Genomic DNA, 22010 nt, shown 5'->3' on the forward strand with positions numbered 1-22010 from the left:
GTGGGAAACTACCGAACGCGTATGCGTCCAAATGACTCACATGGGGAACGGGCTGAGATAGACGGCCGTAACGTCAGCAGGCGGCGTCTCCTGCAAGCTACCGGGGTTGCTGGTGTCGCCGGATTCGCAGGATGTGTCTCGGAAACTGAAGACAACGGTAACGGTGGCGGAAACGGGAATGGTGGCGACGACGGTGAGATCGGAACGGTCACGTTCGGAGTGCTCTCTCCGGTCAGTGGCGGGTTCAGTCCACAGGGCGGACCACAGCGACAGGGTGCCGAAACGGCAGTCGAGTACATCAACGAATCCGACGAGTTCGATTTCGAAATCGAAGCGGTGTACGAAGACACCGAAACCGAACCGTCGGTCGGTCGAAGACGTGCCCAGCGCGTGGTCGAAGAAGACGAAGCCGAGTATATCGTCGGTGCAGTCAACTCGGCTGTCGCCCTCGCGATTTCGGAGTACGCCGCCAGCCAAGAGGTTATTTACACGTCAGGCGGTGCTGCGATGGAACTCACCGAAGAGGAGTGCAACGCGTACACGTTCAGAAACGAGACGAACACCGCCCAACAGGCGAGTGGTCTCTCCGAGTGGATTCTCGAGGAAGGGTACGAGAACGTCTGGATCCATACCGCGGACTACGCGTACGGTAACTCGGCAGTCGAAGAGATCGAAGCGAGTCTCGAGGGAGAGGACGTCGAGATTATCGGCGCAACGGTTCCATCACTGGGGACCGACGATTTCGGCCCGTACATCAGTCAGATCTCGAATTCCGACGCGGACGTCCTCGCAATTCCACTGACCGGAGGCGACCTGATCGACTTCATCGGGCAGGCGGACAGCGCCGGCCTCAAAGACGACGTCGACATCATCGGCACGGCGAACTTCGCCAGGGTCGTTCGGAACGCCCTCGGACCCGCCGTCGCCGACACGTACAGCGCGGCGCTGTACGATGCCGACCTCGAAGTCGGGGACAACGAGCAGTTCGTCTCCCACTACGAGGAGATGCACGACGAACTGCCCGACGCGTTCTCTCGAGTCGGATACGAAGCGGTCCGAATGACTGCCCGCGGTATTCAGGAAGCCGGGACGTCGAACCCCAGCGAGGTCAAAGACGTTCTCCCCGATGTGGAGATGGAGACGATCCTCGGAACGACTCACTTCCGAGACTGCGATCACCAGTCGGCAAACCCCGTGTGGCCGTCGGAAATCGTTCTTCCGGACGAGGACGCCGAGATGACCGAACTCAACATCCTGAGCGAAATTCCGCCTGAAGAGACCACGCCGGACTGTTCCGGCAACTGTGAGATGTAATGTTCGTCGATCGCTCACGTCAGCCAACACCCCCCGAGCGGACGGCCGCATAGATCACGAACCAATACCATCAATGACCACAGAAGGATAATACATGATATCAGTCTCGTTGTTATTTGAAATGATGTTGAACGGTATCGTTATCGGAATGATCTACGTGTTAGCTGCTGCTGGGCTGTCCATCATCTTTGGCGTGATGGACGTCCTCAATCTCAGCCACGGGGAAGTCTTCGCACTCGGTGCGTATCTGGCCTTCTCGATTATCGTCGCGCTCGGAACGGGGACGGGGTTTTGGATCGCGTTACTCCTCGCCCCGATCGTGGTCGGCCTGATCGGGATGCTCATAGAGCGATTCGCGCTCCGTCCGCTGTATGGTCGTGGCCACCTCGATCAAGCGCTGGTGACTTTCGGGTTTCTCCTGATCATCTACGACGCGCGGCGACTGATCTGGGGAACGGATAGTAAGTTCGTGCCACCACCGCCGTCGCTGTCTGGAACCGTCGAGATACTCGGGTTCAGCTATTCGATGTACAACCTCTTCGTCATCGCGTTCGGTGCCGTCCTCGTCGCTGCGACCTGGGCACTGCTGAACTACACGAAGTTCGGGCTGATTATCCGGGCCGGATCGCAGGACAGAAAGATGGTCGGTGATCTGGGAATCGACATCAACCGATACTACACCCTGCTGTTCGGGTTCGGGATGGCACTCGCCGGTATCGGTGGCGTCACACTCGGTGCATACCAGAGCGTCGACCTCGATATGGGTCACTCCATCATCATTCCGGCGTTCGTCATCGTGGTTATCGGCGGTCTCGGAAGCTTCAAAGGCGCCGTCATCGGTGCGTTGCTCGTCGGTATCTTACAGAGCTTCATGTCGACGTACCTCCCGTTTCTCTCCGGCGTCGAAATCTTCCTGATCATGATCGCCGTCTTGCTCCTCAAACCACAGGGGCTGTTCGGAAACCCACACTGGGAAGTTCCAAGCGGTGACACTGACTTCCTCTCTGGCATTCGCGGTGGCGTGTTAGAGCCCCAGACTAGACGGTATCTAGGGATCGGCGCAGTCGCAGTGTTAGCACTCGTTCCGTTCGGGGCTGACACTCTTTACTCGGCGTACTACGTTTCCCTCATGCAAGAGCTGATGATCTGGGCGTTGCTCGCGCTGAGCTTAGATCTCGTGATGGGATATACGGGTCTCATCTCGCTTGGACACGCCCTATTCTACGGGCTCGGGGCGTACACCTCGATGCTCATCTTCATCCACGTGACGCCCTCGATATTCGTCGCACTCGCAGCGACGATACTCCTCTGTACGCTCGTCGCAATCGTCGTCGGCCACCTCTCGATCAAAGTCACTGGACCGTACTTCATCCTGATCACGCTCGGATTCGCCGAGCTGTTCTACGAAGGCGTCTACAAGTTCGACTTCACCGGCGGTTCCAACGGCCTATTCGGTGCCGAACGCGAGTTCGGTCTCGCAGGGGTGGGCGTCAACTTCGACAACATTCAGGTCGGCGTCGAGCCATTGCTTCTCACCGGTAACGACCTCTACTTCTACTTCGTCCTGATACTGGTCGTCGTCTCGTATCTCCTGGCGCGAACGCTGATGAACGCACCGTTCGGAAGCGTCCTGCGTTCGGTCAAAGAGAGCGAAAAACGGACCGAGTTCATGGGATACGACGTTCGCGGATACAAACTCCGCGCCTTCACGATCAGCGGTGCGCTGGCCGGACTCGCAGGCGGCCTGTACGCAGTCGTTCAGGGATACGCCGCACCCGCGTTGTTCCACTGGCTCGTCTCCGGGGAGTTGATCCTGATGGTCGTCCTCGGTGGAACCGGAACGCTGTACGGTCCGATGATCGGAGCCGGCGTGTTCGTTGGTTTCTCCGACTGGCTTTCGGGATACATCGAGTCCTGGCGGCTCCTGCTCGGTGCGTTGTTCATCCTCTTCGTCATCTTCATCCCGCGCGGACTGGTATCCATCCCGGCGAGCCTCCAGGCATACTGGGGCCGGTACCAGAGCGATTCGCCCGGCACAGGGGACAGCACTGCACAGACCGACGTTTCAACGAAAGGTGAAGACTGATGGCAGCGACAGATCAATCAGAGACCGATCGATCCGCGGCGAGTACCGACACCACAGCACGATCAGCGATCCTCCGAACCGAGGGACTCGCGAAGTTGTACGGTGAACTGGTCGCCGTCGACTACGTCGACCTCTCCGTCAGTGAGGGGGATTTCCACAGCATCATCGGCCCGAACGGGGCCGGAAAGACGACCCTCCTGGACCTGATCACCGGCGGTCGCGAACCGACTGCAGGATCGATATACTTCGAGGACGAGGATATCACCGACCTCGAGTCCGACGAGCTCGTCCACGAAGGAATCGCCCGATCGTTCCAGATCACGAGCGTCCTCGATGGCCTCACGGTCTTCGAAAACGTCCGACTCGCTACCCAGGCCATCCAGTATGGCTCGCTCTCGAAGGTCGATACTCTCATCCGAAAAGCAGGATCGCACGGATCGATCGACGAACAGACGAGGGAGATTCTCGAACAGATCGGCCTCGAGGACCAGGCTCAGATCCCCGCACAGAACTTATCCTACGGAGACCGTCGCAAACTCGAGATCGGAATCGTCCTCGCAACCGATCCAAAACTCGTGTTGCTCGACGAGCCCACCGCCGGGATGAGTATCGACAAAAAACACGAGACGATCGAGCTCATCGAGGACGTTCTGGCGGACGCAACCGTGATCCTCGTCGAACACGACGTCGAACTCGTGATGCAGCTTTCGGATCAGATAACCGTTCTCCATCAGGGACAGATCCTCGCAGACGGAACGCCGGACGAAATCGCGGACAATCAAGAGGTTCAAGATGCCTACCTCGGAGGGCACACCGATGAGTGAATCCAGTCACGACCGACGGGAGTCAGACCGGACAGACGGCGAGGTGTTGCTGTCGGTCGAAGACCTCGTCGCCGGATACGGTCTCGGACAGGTCCTTCGGGGGATCGACTTCGAGGTCGGTCGGGGCGAAGTCGTCTCGCTAATCGGACGCAACGGCGCTGGAAAGACGACGACACTCGAGAGTATTCTCGGGAACGTCCCCGAGATCGCCGGCACCATCCAGTTCGACGGAACCGATGTCACGGAGCTCAGCAACGACGAAACCATCAGCCAGGGGATCGCGTACGTCCCCGAAGAACGTCGCGTATTCCCGGGACTCACAGTCCGAGAGAACCTCGAGGTCGCACAGGTCGCCGCCGGGAACGACCGGGCTCGAGATATCGACACCATCATCGGGATGTTCGAAAACCTCCAGGAGAACGAACAGAGCCTCGGCAGCGAGATGAGCGGCGGTGAGCAACAGATGCTCGCGATAGCCCGTGCGCTCGTCAGCGGTGCAGAGCTCCTGATGCTCGACGAACCGACCGAAGGCCTCGCACCGTACATCGTTCGATCAGTCGAGGAGACGATAAAGGAATTAAACGAGAGCGGAATCACGATCTTGCTCGTCGAACAGAACGTACAGGTCGCGATGGAGGTCTCGGACACCCACTACGTAATCAACCAGGGGGAAGTCGTCTACGAGGGCTCCTCCGCCGACCTCGAAGAGAATCAACAGATTCTCGATCAGTATCTCGGTATCAGTTCCTGATACCGACACCCGGTTTCGTCGTTCGACCGATCCGTTCGACCAGACGATTCTCGTCGAGCCGATCGGTCAGTAGCCCATCCTGCCGCAACCGCCCGTTTTTTTGGCTCGAGGTCCTAACGGTAGCCATGGACGTTTCAGACATCGACCACGTCAACATCCGGATTCCGACCGGGAGCGTCGACGAAGCGGTCGCGTTCTATCGAGACGGATTGGGATTCGAGCCGGAGAACCTCGATCGGTACAGAGACGGCGAGCGAACCATCTTCTCGTTCCGGCTGAACGAGCGGTGCATTCTGCACGTTCGACCCGTGGAATCGTTTTCCCCACCCGACGGAAAAGGGTTCGACCACTTCGCGATCGTCGTCGAGGAATCGATCGAGGAGGTCAGAGAACGACTCGAGGAGGCCGACATCGAAATCGAGCGCGACGGGAATCCCCTCGGTGCGACTGGGCGAGCGCCAGCCGTCTACGTCCGTGATCCGTTCGACTATCTCATCGAGATCAAAACGGCCCAGCAGTCCTGACACGACGGCACAACTGTTATAATACGACAGAAAAGGTTGACAACAGGTCAACCAGAAAGTACCTCCACGGCGACATTTCGGCTCGCAATCAATCCGAAGACGAGGCACGCTCCGCGATCATCGCCTCCGCTTTGTCCGCCCAGCCGCCCCACAGGAAGCCAACAGAGACGACGAGTGCCCACCAGACGTAGGTAAGCGCCATTCCTGCGTAGACGCCGTACAGGCCGTAGCCGAGAACGATGCTCGTGATGTAGGAAAACCCAAGCATGAACCCGAACGACCCGGTGAGGCGGGCGTAAAACGGCGTTCTGGTATCGCCGGCCCCGCGTAACGCGCCGGCGATCGGGAAAAAGATCCCGACGAAAAACAGCATCACACCGAACACCCGCGTGAAGTCTGTTGCGTACTCGATAGTCGTCGGATCGTTCGAGAACAGCGTCGCGAGGTATTCGGCGAAGCCGATCAATCCGAGCCCAGCCGCACCGAGAGTTAACACGCCAAACGCCGCGATCGAAAGTCCCGAAAACCGGGCTCGCTCTGGATCGCCTTCACCGAGTTGTTGGCCGACGATGATACTCGACGCGACGCTGTACGACCGGTACAGCGGCCCGGTCGTCTGGTGGTAGATTCGCCGCGCGATGTGGTAGGCGGCGTTCACCTCCGTCCCGAAGGTCAAAAGCAACGCGTTGAACGGATAGCTCACGATCGACGTCGTCATTCCTTCCGCGATATTTGGGACGGAAACCGCGACGAGCTGAGTTGCAATCGTCGAATCCGTCGACCACGCGTAGCCGACAGTCGTCCGGTCGCTCGCGATTGCGAGAACCATCAACAACGCCTCGCCCGTCCGACTGATCGCCGTCGCCAGTGCGACGCCGACGACACCGAACTGGGGAACGACCCAGAAACCGAGGCCGAGCACGACCGAAAGCAGAATGTTCGACGCGTTCGACACGCCGTTTATGTACATCGGCGTAACTGTGTCGCCAGTCCCCTGGAGCGCACGCGATCCCGTCAGTGCAACGATTCGCATCGGCGACGCCGCGAAGACGATCATCAGGTAGAGACCCCCAATCTGGACGACGTCGGGGGCAGACCCGAGGATAGCGATGGCGAGATCGCCGAACAGATACCCCAGAAGCACAAGCGGCAGTCCGGTCGCGAACCCGAGTGCAACCGCCTGCGTGACGGCTTTGTCACGCGTCAGTTCCGCCCCGCGTCCCGTATCCTGACTCGAGAGGGCGATCGCACCAGCCCCCAACCCCGACCCGATCCGCATCGGGATCTGCGCGTACAGGTCAGCGATACCGACTGCTGCGACCGCTGCTGGAGAAAAGAGTCCAGTTATGATAATGTCGACAGTCCGCATCAGCGTCGAAAGCGTCTCCTGGATCGCGACGGGCCACGAAAGCGAGAACGTTTCACGCCACACAGCGAAGAGACGACGACGCAACGAAGACATGTAACCCAGGTAAGCCGACCCCACAAATCAGGCTGTCGATACGGACACCTCCATGAAATTCGATATCACGAGACGGGCTCACAGACACCCACAGGACCTTGTCAGCACCGGAAGCTTACGTGAGGTAACTCATCGGTCCATTTCGTCGGCAAAGTCGCCGATACGCGTCTGTATCTGTTGGGCCGTCTCCGCTTGCGTCTCGGCGACCCGCCTCGTCGTTTCGACGGCCTCGAGTGCCGCCTCGGAGTGTTCCGCGTACGACTCCGCCATCGTCACCATCGCATCGACGCTGTCGGCCTGTTTGTCGTTAGCCGCTGCGATCGCCTCGACCTCGTCGGCAGCCTCCTCGACGGCAGACGCGATTTCCTCGAACGACTCGAACGCCGCCTCGACGTTCTCGCTCGCTTCGGTGACTCGGTCGGTCGTTTTGCCGGCCTCACTGGCGGTTTCGTCGGCCTGTTGTTTGACCTCCTCGATCTGAGCTCTGACCTGCTTCGTATGATTTTTCGTCTCGGTGGCCAGCGACTGGACTTCGTCCGCGACGACCGCGAACCCGTCGCCAGCGTCACCGGCGTGTGCCGCTTCGATGTTCGCGTTCAGCGCCAGAATATTGGTCTGGTCGGCGATGTCGTTGATGACGTCGACGATGTCGTCGATTTCAGCGGTCCGGTCGGACAACTGCTCTGCCGTCTCCAGTAACTCGTCGACGCTCTGTACGACGGCATCCATTCCATCTTTCGCGTCCGAACTCGTCTCGAGACCTGATCGAGCGAGCCGCTGTGACTCTCTGGCAGCCGCTGCGACCTCCTCTGCACTGGCCGCGACATCGTCCATAGTCGCGCTGTACTCCTGGAGTTCCTCTTTCATCTCGTTTGCCATCTCGACTTGCTCGGTGACACGCTCCTCGAGGTCGTCCATGGTCTCTGTCAATTCATCCGACGTCGTCACCTGATCGCGAGCGAGCGAGTTGACCTCGTTGGTCACTCGTTCGCGAGTCTCCGACAGCTCTCGTTCCTTCTCTCGGAGTTCAGTAACATCCCGGAACACGCCCACAGCGCCCTGCAAGTCCCCGTTTTCGTCGTACATTGGAACGCTTGCCGAATTAACGTCGAGCGTTTCACCCCGATGGTTTTCGATCTGCGTTTCGAGATCCCGTACCGGCTCGCCGGTCTCGAGAACGGATTCGATGACCGTTTCTTTCGTTCCGTGGGTCTCGTTCGTCCGAAAGATTTCCCACATCTCCATCCGTTCTGCCTCCTGTTTCGAAATTCCCAGTAAGTCCTCTATTGCATCGTTGAACACCAGCACCTCGCTTTCCTCGTCGATCACGATCACCGGGTTGATCATTTCGTTGAGTGCATCGACCCAGATGCTCTTGGCCTCACTCTCGAAGTACGTGTCCATCGCAACCTGGAGGTCGAGGTTCGTGATCCGAAGTACGGAGAGAATGTTCTCTCGAAGCTCCATCGACCGATCTGTCACCGCCGCTGTGTCGGGATCGTCTACCTCGAGATCCTCGAGGAATCGGTCGAACAACTCCGTGATGAGCACCTCGTGGTAGAGCATGTACGTGCCGATGTAGTGTTTCTGTGGCATCTCGAGCATGCTGTGAAGTTTGCCGACCACTGCTCGCTGGCGAAAATAGTCACCCCCGTAGCCCGGATCGGCACCAGTATCGTACGCGTTCGCACCCAGACTCCGAAGATACTGAGCTTGCGTCTCTTTCAGTTGTTCGAGCGAACGGTCGGACCGCCCGAGGACGTCCGTCGTCTCGTCGTACGACGTGAGGTGCTCGTAGAACGTCCTGGTAAACTCGTCTGCGATCGTCTCGAACAACTCAGTCAATTCCGTCAAATTCGCTTCATCGTCCCCGTCGAATCCGACGAATTCTTTTCGCCACGCCCACTCCTCGTCGTCGAGCCCGATCGCCTCCACGAGTTCGTCTTCCTCGAGTTCTGATCGAAGTCCGATAGACGATCGTCGAGTTTCCTGTTCGGACATATGTACGTCGTATTCAAACTCAACCGTCTTAGTTCCATGGCAACATTTAACATCCATAGATATTATTGAATTAAGGTTAGAGAGTAGAATTAAACGCCACCCAACAGTGGAGAGTGCAGACAAAACAGAGTATAGAATGCTCTGTTGAACGCAAGAAGGCGACAGTATTGAATTTATGATATTCGTCTTAATGCCGCTAGATGGCCTGAGAGTCCTGTTTTGAAATTCGGACGATGGAGATAGAGCAAGGATCGTTGAGCCTGCAACCATCAGCATTATGTTACTTTGCGAGAATCCGTAGGTGGATGACGGCGATGCCTCTGGCAGATATGTCCAGAGAAGGAGCTGGCGGCGAGCTCTAACTCGCTGCCTGCGACAGGTTATGTACGATGCACTTTCGGGTCAGCTCCCGGAACTGGCCGTGCCAGCTCCGGAAGCGTAACTTCTCACCGTCATCCTTCAGCAACGAGAAAGCTGTCTCACTCATTGTCCGTTGGTGGTAGACGTCATCGTCAAGTCGGGCGTTGTGGGCCTTCTTCAGGCCATTGTGCTCCTTGTGCTTGATTACTGGTCGTGTCGCGCCAGCGCGACACTCCTCTCGAAGGTCAGACCACGAATAGTTCGCATCCGCAAGGAATGCTTGCAGGTCTTCGGCGTTGCGCCGATAGACCTGCAACCCGACATGTCCATCCCACTTGCGCTTGGTTGTGTAATGGACATCTCTGATCGCTAGTGAGTCCGTATCGACCAAAATCGTGGTCTTCAGCTTGTGGAACGAGAATCCCGCACGGTTGCGGTAGTGGTAGCTGGTCTGATCACGCTGGAAGCCACTCGCGTCAATGGCGGCGACACCACTCCAGCCAGCCTGCTCCGCGCTGCGGCGGAGCAGGCTGCGAAGCTCACGCATCTCGAATTTCTGTTCCCACCGACAGAGTGTGGTATGATCGGGAGCGCTGTCAAGATTGAGCTCTTCGCAGACGGCTTTAGAGTCGTTAAACCACGCTTCAGTCTCGCGGAGGTTTTTGTCGAGTTCCGCATGCAGGAGGATCAACGCGATCTGAGCCCACTCGGCGAACCCGCTGGCGCCGTCGGGCGCAGCGGGTTCGTCCGGGTCGTCTACGTGCTGCTTGGCAAGATTCTTACACTGCCGTACGGTCGGTCGCTTTGACTTCATATCGCAAGACGGCGTCCAATTCCCTACAAGTCTCACGAAGAACAGTGGAGTGAACGCCTGAGAGGAGGATTAGATGACCTCGCAACGGAGCAGTATAGAAGCAATTCAGTTTACCCGGATACGACACTGAACCGCTATCACATCGATCTCATAGCAGTCATACGATTGGATGCACACAGACATTCAGTAGATACGATGAATCAACCGCACCCTTATATGGATAAGTTGATGAACTTGAAAGTGCCAGAAGCTTTTTATTATACTATGAGAGAATGTAATGCATGCGGAAAGGTAACAATACCTATACTAGACGTCGCGCACTTCAAAAAGCAAGTGGAATAGCTGGAATTTCTACCATTGGTGCCCTAGCAGGATGTCTAGGAGATAGTGATGGAACTGTTGAAGGTATTATTGGAACGAGTTTCGCACCTGGACACGTTCTTAATGAGCGGTTCATCGAGTGGTCCGAGAGTATATACGACGAGACAGATGGTGACGTTGATTTAGTTATTGAAGAGCAGTTGGATGGGGAGATGGAGCTGCTAGAACAAACCGAAATTCAGGCAATCGATGGAATGCTCATCGGTTCAATGTGGATTGTTCAACACGCACCACAAGCATTTTGGGTAGAATGTCCATTTCTCTTCGAAGACTGGGATCAACAAGAAGAAGCATTTTTTTCAGATACAATTGAAGGGGTTCAAGAAGAGTACAGGGAAGAATATAGCTCATTAGTGTTGAGTGGGCCAATTTATCGTGGACAACGGCTAATGACTGCAAATAATCCCATCGAAACGCCAAGCGACTTAGCGGGATTAGATATGCGATTACCTGAAGTCGAGGAATGGGTTCGTATTTTTTCTGAGTTTGATGTGAACCCTACTACCGTTGCTTTTAACGAAATATATAGTGCCCTTGAACAAGGCATTGTGACTGCACAAGAAAACCCCGTTCACGATATATCAGCCCTACAACTACACGAAGTTCAAGATTATCTTATGACTTCAGCACACGTTGCTCAATCGGCATGGTTTGTCGTAAATACTGAGTTCTGGAACGAGATCTCCGAGACCGACCAAGAGGTTGTAGCAGATGAGACAGCACAGGCAGTGTCCGATCTAAATGAACAAATTCAGGCAGAAGAAGAACAAATAATTGATGAATTAGAGGACGAGGGGATGACTCTCGTAGAACCAGAGTATGATGAGATGAGACAAATAGCCCTTGACGAAATTAATGAGATGTTCAATGACGGGACATATGACGGAGATTTCGATGAAATCACAAGCATATAATTAACTACTTATTCATATTATTTAATAAAAATAACCTACATAAAGTTAAGATATGAGAAATAGAGCATATAAAGTGAAAAGAGGCATTGATTTATCAATACAGTCAGTCAGTATGGTTTTGTTCGGACTGATGTGCGCATCAGTTGGACTCCAAGTCTTCAATAGGTTGATACTGACTGAAATTGGAATGAACTTTATTTGGACCGCAAGCCTTGGACAATTCCTTATGATAATTACAACATTTATTGGTGCAGGGTTAGCCAGTCGAGATCGGGAACATGTTCGTATCAATTACGTTCTAAAAAGATTGCCAAAGTCAATAACAAAATTGCTCGCTATAGTTTCTCGAGTTCTCATCCTTATTTTCTTATTCGTTCTGATCGTAGGAGGTGTCCAATCTTTCACGTACAATATCGGATCACAGTTCCACATTTTACCACAATATCCACCGTTTACACGAGAGTGGCTAGCCCTCTCAGGTATAGTTGGCGCAGGCATGATGAGCCTCTATGTTCTCCGGGACCTATATATAATCATGATTAAAAAGGAGCTTGACACGGTAGTCTTCGTGAATATTGCATCAGAGGGAGATCAATAATATGTCGCCGGACCTCCTTCTAGCACTCTTATTCATCGGTATCTTACTAGCTCTCTATATTATTGGTGTACCAGTAGCGTTCGCTATGGGGCTTACCTGTCTTCTATTGATGTTCTCTCCTCTAATCTCGTTCGAGCCTCAATTAATTATGCACCAGATGGTAACTAGCTTAGACAATTTCATCATACTTGCCGTCCCATTATTCCTCATGACTGGTTTGTACATGAATATGTTCGGTATGACTACCTCCATATTTGATTTCTCAGAAGCTCTGGTTGGGTCGATTCGTGGAGGGATTGCACACGTTAATGTTGTAGCGAGCGTAATTTTTTCCGGTATGTCTGGAGCAGCACAAGCAGATGCTGCTGGGCTTGGTGTGATTGAATTCAATGCAATGAAGGAGAGAGGTTATGACGAGGGGTACAGCGTTGCAGTAACTGGATCTTCTTCGATTATTGGTCCAATTATCCCACCAAGTATACCAGTAATATTTTATGGGATTATGGCAGAAGAGTCAATTGGTGCTTTATTTATTGCTGGAGTTGTGCCAGGACTTATACTAGCATCAGTTTTGTTATTAATGTGTACATATTATGCACACAAGAAGGGGTTCGAAAGAGGCGAATCGTGGTCGATCAATCGGATTCTGGAGACATTTAAGCGAGCAGCACCCGCCTTGGGGGCTCCAATTCTGATTATCGGTGGTATTATGCTGGGACTATTCACTGCAACCGAAGCAGGGGCTGTGGCCCTGTTCTATACGCTACTTATTGGCTTCGTATTTTACGACTCGCCGTCTCTCAAAGAATTTCTTCAGGTGAGTTACGAGGGGTTTGTAACAACTGCGGCCCTTCTTTTCATCATAACCGCCGCATTTCTATACAGTTTCATGGTTCGACGAGCACAGATACCACACGTTCTTTCAGATTTTGTAACCGGGATAACCACTAATCCATTACCAACACTTCTGCTCCTAGTTGCGATTTTATTAATCATAGGGCTGATGATGGAAACAATTGCAGCCATTACAATCCTCGTACCTGTTTTACTCCCCATTATTCATTCTGCTGGTATCGACCCGATTCATTTTGGTATTATAATGATACTTACATTGATGATCGGGTTGCTCACTCCACCATTTGGGATTATTCTGTTTATTCTACAAAAGGTTACAGGAGTCCCACTATCCGAAATTATGCGTAGTATTCTACCATTTTATTTCCCATTAGTGGGAGTGCTTATTCTCTTAATACTCTTTCCAGAAATCACATTGTCCCTACCTCGATTATCGGGCTTAGTTTGAATATCTTTCATATTTGGGGCCCTCTAGTGAATCACTAGACGGCGGCGACTTACCGTGTAGAATCCTGTCGCTCGAAGCGTCATGATGGAACAATCGTGAGTGCCTCCTCGAGGAATCCGACGGAAACAAATCGATTAACCGATATCAGGACGACTTCGAGACACTTCATCCCGACGCTGTACAGCGGTTCACTAAAGCCATATTTAGTGGCTATCAACCTCTCAAATTCTGTTGGAGATTCCAATCAGGCTGATGAGTTACTAAGTGGATTAGTGTACATTCAAATAAGATATAGTTGAAAAAATATCGCATAAACTCTTCTATAGTACCCGTCTGTGTCGTCCAAAAGACAAGTATAAGTAATTGGAGGCGAGCGAGTCACCCAATGTACGTTCCGGACGTCGTTCCCGAGGAGGACCGACAGACGATGGTCGACAAGGCAGAGTTCGGTGGCGAGATAGGTCTCGGCGAAGACATCGCCGTTCTCGTCGTCGACATGACCCGCGAGTTCGTCGAGGACGACTATCCCAACGGCTACGCAGAGACCGGACAGCCCGCAGCGAGTGCAATCGCTCGACTGATGGAGGAAGCGAGCGAGCGTGGGGTCCGCGGATACTACTCGCGGTCTCTCAAGGGAGAGCACCGCGTCGAGGCAGGCCAGTGGGGCGAAGCGAACCAGACCGAGGAGATGACCGAGCTCACCACCGAACTCTCACCCACCGAAGACGACGTCGTCTTCGAGAAGTACAAGCCGAGTGTCTTCTTCGGGACGCAACTCGAGAGTATGCTCAACTACTCGAACGTCGACACCGTGATCGTGACCGGCATGACAACCTCCGGATGCGTTCGCGCGACGGTCGTCGACGCGTTCTCGCTCAACTATCGAGTGATCGTTCCCGAGGAGTGTGTGGCCGACCGGTCACAGGTCTCTCACGAGGTCTCGCTGTTCGATATGGACATGAAGTACGCCGACGTGGTCAGCCTCGATGACCTGATCGAGGCTCTGAACGAGGCGTCGTAAAGCATACTCCCGGGAAAGCGTAACCGCGTCGATTCGAAGAAGAGTTCAGGGAAAACGGACGATGGTAGTAGGTCGTTAGTCGTCGAGACTAACACGTGGGTCAATGACGCTGTAGAAGATGTCAATAACGAAATTAGCCACGATAACGAATGCCGCGATAACGAAAAATACGAATTGAACTGTCGCGAAGTCACGCGCGAGAACCGCCTGAACCAGTGCATACCCCATCCCTGGCCAATTGAACACGGTTTCGATGAGTACGAGCCCACCGATAGCACGTGCCATCGAGATCGGGTACAGCGTTATTACTGGTAGGCTGGAGTGTTTTGCAATTGATTTTAGACGTGCGCTCTTCGGAAGGCCAGTAACTCGTTTGTAGAATATGAAGTCCTGACCAAGTACCTCAACGACGCTCGTCCGCATGATGAGCGATGGGAGGAAGAGATAGCGCAAAACGACTGTCGTGAACGGGAGTACAAAGTGCATCGCGAACGACTGGGTAAAGTAGATTCGCCACCACGGATCGTCGCTGTACTGATTCGCAACAGCCGGGTCGATCATCGAGGAGGTCGGGAACCATCCCAAAAAGCCGGCGAAGACAATAATCATCAAAATTGCCAGGAAGAACTCCGGAATGGCGCCAATCGTGAGTAATGGAACGGGGACGAACTTTTCCAATTTTCCGCCGCGTTTGGTTCCAGTTACCGTCCCAATGACCGCGCCCAGGATATATGCAAGCGTAATTGCAGGAGCCGCAAGGATGAACGTGTTGAAGATATTCATCTTTACGAAGTCCCAGACGGGTTCGTTCGTCTGTACTGAATATCCTGGTTCTAGCAGGATGAAATTGTAGATATATTGGAAGTACTGGACGTAGAGCGGATCGTTCAAACCCCACGACTCTTCAAATTCGGCAACCGTATCCGGGTCCGCACCCTGATACAGGAGTATATCGGAAATATCACCCGGCATCAAGCGGAAGAGGAAGAAGAGAAACGTCAGTACGAGCCACAGCAGGAAAACGGTCTGCGTAATTCGCTTTAAGAAGAATCGAACTTTGCTCACAGTTCGTCACCCCCTTCGCCAGCAGAGATGGACTGGCCGTTCGCTACGTCGCCACTCGATGAAACCGCATTCAGGTCGCCTTGGTCGTCGTGCTCGGAGTGGAGGTGACAGGCAACGTGATGATCTGTCGATAGAGCATACGATTCCGGTGTCTTGTCACACAGTTCCATTCGGTCCGGACACCGATCCCTGAATCGACATCCGTTCCCTATATTGATCGGGTCACCGGGTGTTCCAGGGAGCTCGGTGCGTTCGCGTTCAGCCTCCGAATCGGGAATCGGAATTGCAGAGAGGAGTGCTCTCGTATACGGGTGTTTGGGCTCGTTCAAGACAACCTCCGTTGCTCCCGATTCGACGACTCTCCCCAGATACATGACCTGCAACTGATGACAAACGTACGAGACCGTCGAAAGGTCGTGGGAGATGTATACCATCGAAACCCCAAAGTCGTCGATCAGATCAGAGAGCAACTGAAGAATCGCCGCCTGCGTCGAAACGTCCAGCATCGACACAGGTTCGTCAGCGAGGATGAGTTCCGGTTCAACGATCAGTGCACGAGCAATCGATACTCGTTGCTTCTGTCCACCACTCAACTGCTTCGGTAGCCTATCGAGGTAGTTATCTACGGGAGAGAGTTCAACCTGTTCAAGTACGTCTCGTATTCGTCTGTCCCTCTCGTCGATATCGTGGATTTTTAACTGCTCCTCGAGTGTTTCACGAACCGATAGTTTTGGATCGAGCGCGTTAAACGGATCCTGGAAAATCATCTGGACCTCACGTCGGAACTGTTTCCAGTCGCCTTTGTCGAACGTAGAAACGTCCGTCCCTTTAAATAAGATCTCACCACTCGTCGGTTCGTGTAGCCCAATGAGGGTTTCGATCAGTGTCGTTTTCCCGCATCCACTCTCACCGATGACTCCCAGACTCTCATTTTCGTCCAGACGGAAAGAGACGCCGTCAACCGCCTGAACCGGGTCAGAATCTTTTCGAAGGATCCAGTCGACGATCCCAGCCTGCTGATCGTAGTACTTTTCTAGGTTTTTCACCTGCAATAGAGGCATGTCACTCGTCATTTGCTAAACTCCCGCTTTTTTGATTGGGTGCTTTCCGGTCGTCGGTTCCCTGTTCGTTCTCTTCGCGAACGTCGTCCTTTCTGAAACAGGAGACGAAGTGATCGGAACGATCAGCCTCAGCCCTCTCGAGAGGTGGAGGCGCTTCTCGACACTCCTCTGTTGCCCATGGACAGCGATCGACGAACGTACAATAATCGGTTTCACCGATCTGTCGGGGCGGTTTCCCCTCGATCACGCTCAAATCTCGGTTCGGTTCACGGATGTCAGGAAATGCCTCCTGTAACAGCGTAGAATACGGGTGGTGGGGCTCGTTGTCTATCCGCGTAACTGGACCAACTTCTGCAATCTGTCCACCATGCATAACAGCCATCCGATCACAGGATTCGAATACGACAGCGATATCGTGAGTGATCAACATGATACTCGTCCCAACTCGGTCGACAATATCGTCGATGTGCTTGAAGATCTGGTCCTGCATAATCACATCGAGTGCTGTCGTCGGTTCGTCAGCGATAATGAGAGAGGGCTCGAGAAACAGTGCAAGCGCGATAATTGCTCGCTGTTTCATTCCACCCGAGAATTGATGAGGATAATCGTGGATTCGTTCCGGATCGATCCCCACGATTTCGAACATCTCCTCGAATTTCGTTAGTGCCTCTTCCTCGTTCAGGTCGGAATGAAGGCCGGCGAGTTGTACAGCCTGTGTACTAATTCTTTCAAGCGGGTCGAGACTGTTCATCGACCCCTGGGGGATGTAGGCTATCTCTTTCCATCGAATGCGCTGATTCAGTTCCTGTTCAGACAGATCCTGGATTTCTTCCCCCTTGTAACGGATCACTCCGTTCGTCACTTGACCGTTCGAATCGAGTGCGTTGAGTATCGACAGTAACAACGTGCTCTTTCCACAGCCGGATTCGCCAACGACACCGAAGTACTCTCCTTCGGATACTGCAAAGGATGCGTCTGAAACAGCTGTTAGCATTCCTTCCTTCGTCTTGTACTGTACGGTGAGGTTTTCGACTTCGAGTAGTGGGTCATCAGACATGTTATCCTGCCTCAGCGATCATGGACTCCTCATTCTGTGTGATTTGTGACTCTAATCGACGGCCAAGCATGAACAGCGAAAGGACTGTTATAGAGATCAAAAAGCCAGGCGGTAGCGACCACCACAGTGCCGACGACATCATGCCCGACTCGTAGGCGTTACGGACCATAATCCCCCACGACGGGACGAACGGGTCCGTTACACCAAGAAAAGCAAGTCCAGCTTGGATGACGATCGCGTATCCGGTACCCAGGGCAAGAAATAGAATTCCCATGGGCGCAACGTTCGGAAGGACGTGTTTGAAAATTATATACGGGGTGCTCGCGCCAGACGTTTTTGCCGCGAGGATAAACGGACGCTCCTTGATTTGGAGCACCTGTGATCGGATAACGCGAGCGAGTCCTCTCCACAGAACCGCACCAATGATCACTATCGAAACGTAAAACCCGCTACCGAATATCGCGACGACAACCAGTGCAAACGGGATAAGCGGAATACTGTACGTCAAGTCGGTAAAACGCATAAGAATGTTTCCGACCCGACCACCAACGTATCCAGAGACAACTCCGATAGTCATCCCGATCGAGAATATCATAAATCCACTGACCATTCCAGTGACAACCGTCGGTCTCGCACCATACACGATACGCGAGAGTACGTCATACCCAGAGTCGGTCGTGCCCAGCGGGTGCGCTAAGGTAGGTGCAGCGGAAAACAGTATTTCGCCGTCAGGGCCGTATATTCGTTCGTTGTATCCGTAAGGGACGATCAGTGGTCCAATGACAGCGAGAAGTAGTACGAACGATATAAAACCCAAATAGATCATCGTTAGTTTATCAGATATCAGAATTCGTACACCTCCAATCAAACTTCGGAAGAAGCGTCTATCTCTCATAGAACTCATTCGGTTTGTGATGTTATTTCCGACCATCAGTTATCACCCCCTTGTGTGAAAGTTCGATTTTTTCCACGAAGGCACCAGTTCCATCCGAGGATACTGCCAGTTGAACCAAGATCGGTTCTGGCTACATTGGTTCGATACGGAATCGTAGTTATTCTGCATGCTTTCCGGCAAGGAATTGCGTACCACACCGGGCAGTGTATTTTTCATCATATACTTAATCGATAGTTTCTATCAGTAGCTATTAAGTCGTGTAACCAACAAATTCTCGTCTGTGTCGTTTATTGGCACATGGCAGACCAATGAGTAGCACTGGTAATATAACTTGCCCCGTTATACAAGTACAATGAAACGAATAGATACCGACCAACAGTTATCACCTATATAATATGGAGTGAGTATACCGGTTCGGTGCCTGGACGAGTCGAGATTCCACTATAGTACCAACTGCAACGTTTTAGACACTGATCACACAGCTCACGAGACGTTCCCCACGGTCGCCGTCCGCGGTTCTCGCGTCACTCGAACCGCGCTTCTGTCCGGCGATCAGGTGTGTAATGACGTTCAGTGGCTACTATAGAGAACTGATAGGCAGCAGTTCGGATGAACGAACCCCGAAGTCGTCAGGGTAAGCACCGACAGCTTAGGGATCCTCGGTCTGTCGGTAAGAGTTCGGTCTCACTTGATATCAAGAGGTCTTCGGGAGTCTCGAACGACATGGCCTCGAGCAGTGTACCAGAGGAAACGCTATAGTTGGGATCTAGACTAGTATCGGGGATACATTTAACAAAGGGAAAGATAGTCATTGGTAGTATGGTTGTGAGCAAATCACAAGACGAGGAATCGTCTATCGACCGGCGAAAGTTACTTTCCGCACTTGGCGCGACCGCAGTCACGGGAATAGCCGGCTGTACTGGAGACAGCGAAGATGAAGACCTGGGTGAGCGAGTGCCAACCATCGTTTTCGAATGGTGGAGCGGTCTTGGTGGCTTCAGCCAGATACAGGAGAATGCTGCACCCGTCATCCAGGAGAATATCGAAGAGCTCGGCGTAGACGTCGAACTAGAGGGGACCGAGGGAGTAACTGCCTGGGTAAACATTATTAACGATGAACGGAACGCAAACCTGGCATTCGTTCATACAGGAAACAATCCAAACCGGCTCGATCCCCACGAAACCACACGCCGGTTCGCCGCCGACTATGCAGGACCCGAAGCAGGAGCCAATCCAGGTAACTATACCAACTGTGAGTATACCGATGTGGCCGTCGAGCAAGAAACAGTCGAAACCGTAGAAGGGCGAGAAGAACTCATCAACCAAGCACAGTCCATTGTGAGTGAAGATGCAATGGTCTATCCGATGTATGCTACTCCTTCGTTTGGGGCAATTCGGACCGACGAAGTAGATCCAGATGGTATTGGGGCCGGCGGTGTCGACTTCACGATGCCTCACGCCTACATCCGGTCAACTCCGAGAACGGGAGATCAAATATCGGGCAATATGCACGCAGACGGAGCACAGTCACTGAACTATCTCGCGATGCCGAATGCGGAAACACTCGCGTTCTGGAGTCAGATACCGCACTCGCCACTCGTTGGATATAACGAAGATTACGAGATAGAGAACGTTCTGGCAGAAGACTACGAGGTGACAAACGGTGGCCAAACATTTACAGTCGAACTTCGTGATGGAACGTTCCATAACGGTGACCCAATCACTGCAGAGGACGTACAGTTTACCTACGAGACACTCGACGAGAACACGGATGTATTCCCCCACGCCAGTAGTATTCCGTTCGAGTCAATCGAGATAATCGACGAGACGACAGTGGAGTTCAATACCACTGAACCGTTCCTTCCGTTGACTACGAGCGAATGGCCCCGATGGGGTATCATTCATAAAGATAGTTGGCAAGACGCCGGGGTTGAAGAGACACCGACGTCACTCGACTTCGACGAGTTTATCGGATCAGGGCCGTTCCAGATCGAAGATTTCCGACCGAACGAGAGCATTTACTTCTCACCTCACACGGACCACCCAGTCTACAGTCCCGATCACGATCTCATACTGAGCGTATACGCCGACGCCCAATCGGCACAGCAAGCGTTCGAGAACAACGAGATACAGATCATCAGTCAAATCGGCCCGGGGGCTGCTGACCAGATTGAAGAATCCATGGGCGATGAAGCCGACATCATCGTCACTGAAGGGCATATGACGCAGTCCGTATACCCACAGTATTCGTTCGGACCAACTAAATTCCACGCGTTCCGGGATGCAGTCGGAAAGTGTTTCGATAGGGAACTCATCGCTGAAGTCGCGCTACGTGGTCGAGGAGAACCGGATACACATGCCTCGTACCTCGGTCAACCCCATCCGTGGCGAGCGCCAGACGACATGCTATACGAATACACCGACGACATATCCGGAGATATCGATGCAGCTCGAGAAGCGCTGTCAGAAGCGGGATGGGAATGGGACAGCAACGGAAACCTTCGATATCCCAACGATGCTGATCTTTCACCTCGATGGCCCGAGGGTGAGGCACCTGACCCGGAAGACTTTCCCTGCCTAGACGATCTCTAGTCGAAAAGTGAATCAGAGTACTTGAGACATTCGACTAGATTATCGGGAAGGGGCCACCACACTACAAAGTGGATCGTGGAAACAGGACATGTGTTACCAAGCAGTGATCGGGTAAACTGGAATATCCAGTATGGAGACATCGCCGGTAGATCATTCACAAAACCAGACTTTGCTGATCTATCGTGAGTCACTCATCAGCTTTTCCATCTCTTTCTCCACACTACTTTTGTACTGATTGCCGATCAACCGGGAATGGATATTGTTCCCAGCGGCAAATAGAGTGGTCGGGGCACCAACGACATCATAGTTATCTCGAAGGAACTCCACCCAGTTCGGGCCATACACGCCAACCAACAGGATATCGTCCGGTGAACTGGAGAAAATATCATCGAAAGTGGACGCAACGGAATCACAGGGCTTGCAGTCTCGACGCCAAATATAGACGACAGTTTGCTCGTAGCACTGCAGTACTAGGGGAAGACGGTTTCCACGAATTGGGAGAAACTCCGGCGTTAGACCATCGTTAGGTGGAGGGGGTTGACGAAACTGGTCCAAGATCGTTGTGAGCCTGATGACATCAGATGGTGGCTCAATCTGTTCAGCAATCGCACAAAATTCCGCGAGGACACCCCGATCAATATCACGGACATTAGTAAGGAACGGCAATTCCCTACCGGTGAGGTTCTCCACCTGGTCTACACTACACTCGTCTAGCTTGCGGATCTTCTCCTCATACTCGGAAATAGTGTTCTCGAACGCATTCGAAAGCTGAAACGTGTCACCGGTACTGCGTGCAAGTACATCTGCTTTAGCTGCACGCTTTAGCACGACATTGTGCTGCACAACAGTGATATACAGACAGGACTCCATAATAATATCCGAAAATATCGTTACAGGTCTCCCGAAATATTATTTCTCAGAATGAGGAGTTTGCACTTGCAGTGGAGAGTGCAACCGGTAGCGTCAGAAACGGCCGACGTCGACGTG

General features: G+C 53.1%; 18 protein-coding genes. 10 read left to right on the forward strand and 8 right to left on the reverse strand.

The features are described from left to right. Nucleotides 1-21: 21 nt before the first annotated feature. From FYC77_RS07465 to FYC77_RS07485, 5 genes are all read left to right on the forward strand, one after another. Complete coding sequence (locus FYC77_RS07465; RefSeq protein WP_149080884.1) at nt 22-1314, forward strand: ABC transporter substrate-binding protein; 1293 nt, start codon at nt 22-24, stop codon at nt 1312-1314. A 94-nt stretch (nt 1315-1408) separates the two neighbouring features. Further along, entirely contained in the window at nt 1409-3400 is a 1992-nt protein-coding gene (locus tag FYC77_RS07470; protein WP_149080885.1) for an ABC transporter permease, read from the forward strand. Next, nucleotides 3400-4224, forward strand: a complete 825-nt coding sequence (locus tag FYC77_RS07475; protein WP_149080886.1) for an ABC transporter ATP-binding protein — start codon at nt 3400-3402, stop codon at nt 4222-4224. Before FYC77_RS07470 ends, FYC77_RS07475 begins: the two co-directional genes overlap by 1 nt. Then, nucleotides 4217-4975: an ABC transporter ATP-binding protein gene (locus tag FYC77_RS07480; RefSeq protein WP_149080887.1), complete on the forward strand. Its 759-nt coding sequence runs from the start codon at nt 4217-4219 to the stop codon at nt 4973-4975. Before FYC77_RS07475 ends, FYC77_RS07480 begins: the two co-directional genes overlap by 8 nt. 125 nt (nt 4976-5100) lie before the next feature. Next, nucleotides 5101-5499, forward strand: coding sequence for a VOC family protein (locus tag FYC77_RS07485; RefSeq protein ID WP_149080888.1), 399 nt, complete (start codon nt 5101-5103; stop codon nt 5497-5499). Nucleotides 5500-5587: 88 nt separating this feature from the next. On the opposite strand, the gene FYC77_RS07490 is transcribed toward FYC77_RS07485, so the two are convergent. The 3 genes from FYC77_RS07490 to FYC77_RS07500 form a co-directional block, all read right to left on the reverse strand. Then, entirely contained in the window at nt 5588-6961 is a 1374-nt protein-coding gene (locus FYC77_RS07490; RefSeq protein WP_149080889.1) for an MATE family efflux transporter, read from the reverse strand. A gap of 129 nt (nt 6962-7090) precedes the next feature. After that, the gene (locus FYC77_RS07495) at nt 7091-8962 is read right to left on the reverse strand and encodes a methyl-accepting chemotaxis protein (protein WP_162354487.1); all 1872 of its coding nucleotides are present in this window, start codon (nt 8960-8962) and stop codon (nt 7091-7093) included. A 358-nt stretch (nt 8963-9320) separates the two neighbouring features. Then, nucleotides 9321-10136: an IS5 family transposase gene (locus FYC77_RS07500; RefSeq protein ID WP_149080891.1), complete on the reverse strand. Its 816-nt coding sequence runs from the start codon at nt 10134-10136 to the stop codon at nt 9321-9323. A gap of 281 nt (nt 10137-10417) precedes the next feature. Here FYC77_RS07500 and FYC77_RS07505 point away from each other — a divergent pair, with 281 nt between their 5' ends. The 4 genes from FYC77_RS07505 (at nt 10418) to FYC77_RS07520 (ending at nt 14353) form a co-directional block, all read left to right on the forward strand. Continuing rightward, the gene (locus FYC77_RS07505) at nt 10418-11431 is read left to right on the forward strand and encodes a TRAP transporter substrate-binding protein (protein ID WP_149080892.1); all 1014 of its coding nucleotides are present in this window, start codon (nt 10418-10420) and stop codon (nt 11429-11431) included. Nucleotides 11432-11561: 130 nt separating this feature from the next. Further along, nucleotides 11562-12029 (forward strand): TRAP transporter small permease, encoded by a 468-nt coding sequence (locus FYC77_RS21020; protein ID WP_394349015.1) that lies wholly within the window; start codon nt 11562-11564, stop codon nt 12027-12029. Between the two features lies 1 nt (nt 12030). Further along, the gene (locus tag FYC77_RS07515; RefSeq protein WP_149080894.1) at nt 12031-13332 is read left to right on the forward strand and encodes a TRAP transporter large permease; all 1302 of its coding nucleotides are present in this window, start codon (nt 12031-12033) and stop codon (nt 13330-13332) included. 385 nt (nt 13333-13717) lie between these two features. Then, on the forward strand, nt 13718-14353 hold the full coding sequence (locus FYC77_RS07520; protein WP_202911788.1) for an isochorismatase family protein: 636 nt from the start codon (nt 13718-13720) through the stop codon (nt 14351-14353). Nucleotides 14354-14428: 75 nt separating this feature from the next. Here the strand turns inward: FYC77_RS07520 and FYC77_RS07525 are convergent, their stop codons facing one another. The 4 genes from FYC77_RS07525 to FYC77_RS07540 are packed head-to-tail and all read right to left on the reverse strand — an operon-like array spanning nt 14429 to nt 18467. Next, nucleotides 14429-15418, reverse strand: a complete 990-nt coding sequence (locus FYC77_RS07525; RefSeq protein WP_149080895.1) for an ABC transporter permease — start codon at nt 15416-15418, stop codon at nt 14429-14431. Continuing rightward, a complete protein-coding gene (locus tag FYC77_RS07530) occupies nt 15415-16491 on the reverse strand; it encodes an ABC transporter ATP-binding protein (RefSeq protein WP_149080896.1) in 1077 nt (358 codons plus the stop codon). The genes FYC77_RS07525 and FYC77_RS07530 overlap by 4 nt, the downstream gene beginning before the upstream one ends. After that, nucleotides 16481-17536 carry an ABC transporter ATP-binding protein gene (locus tag FYC77_RS07535; protein WP_149080897.1) on the reverse strand — a complete coding sequence of 352 codons (1056 nt, stop codon included), beginning with the start codon at nt 17534-17536 and terminating at the stop codon, nt 16481-16483. Before FYC77_RS07535 ends, FYC77_RS07530 begins: the two co-directional genes overlap by 11 nt. 1 nt (nt 17537) lies before the next feature. Further along, nucleotides 17538-18467 (reverse strand): ABC transporter permease, encoded by a 930-nt coding sequence (locus tag FYC77_RS07540; protein WP_149080898.1) that lies wholly within the window; start codon nt 18465-18467, stop codon nt 17538-17540. Nucleotides 18468-19250: 783 nt separating this feature from the next. Between FYC77_RS07540 and FYC77_RS07545 the strand changes: the two genes are divergently transcribed. After that, the gene (locus tag FYC77_RS07545; protein WP_149080899.1) at nt 19251-21023 is read left to right on the forward strand and encodes an ABC transporter substrate-binding protein; all 1773 of its coding nucleotides are present in this window, start codon (nt 19251-19253) and stop codon (nt 21021-21023) included. Between the two features lie 177 nt (nt 21024-21200). On the opposite strand, the gene FYC77_RS07550 is transcribed toward FYC77_RS07545, so the two are convergent. After that, on the reverse strand, nt 21201-21866 hold the full coding sequence (locus FYC77_RS07550; protein ID WP_149080900.1) for a hypothetical protein: 666 nt from the start codon (nt 21864-21866) through the stop codon (nt 21201-21203). Nucleotides 21867-22010: the final 144 nt, after the last annotated feature.

Source organism: Natrialba swarupiae (genome assembly GCF_008245225.1).
GTDB lineage: Archaea > Halobacteriota > Halobacteria > Halobacteriales > Natrialbaceae > Natrarchaeobius > Natrarchaeobius swarupiae.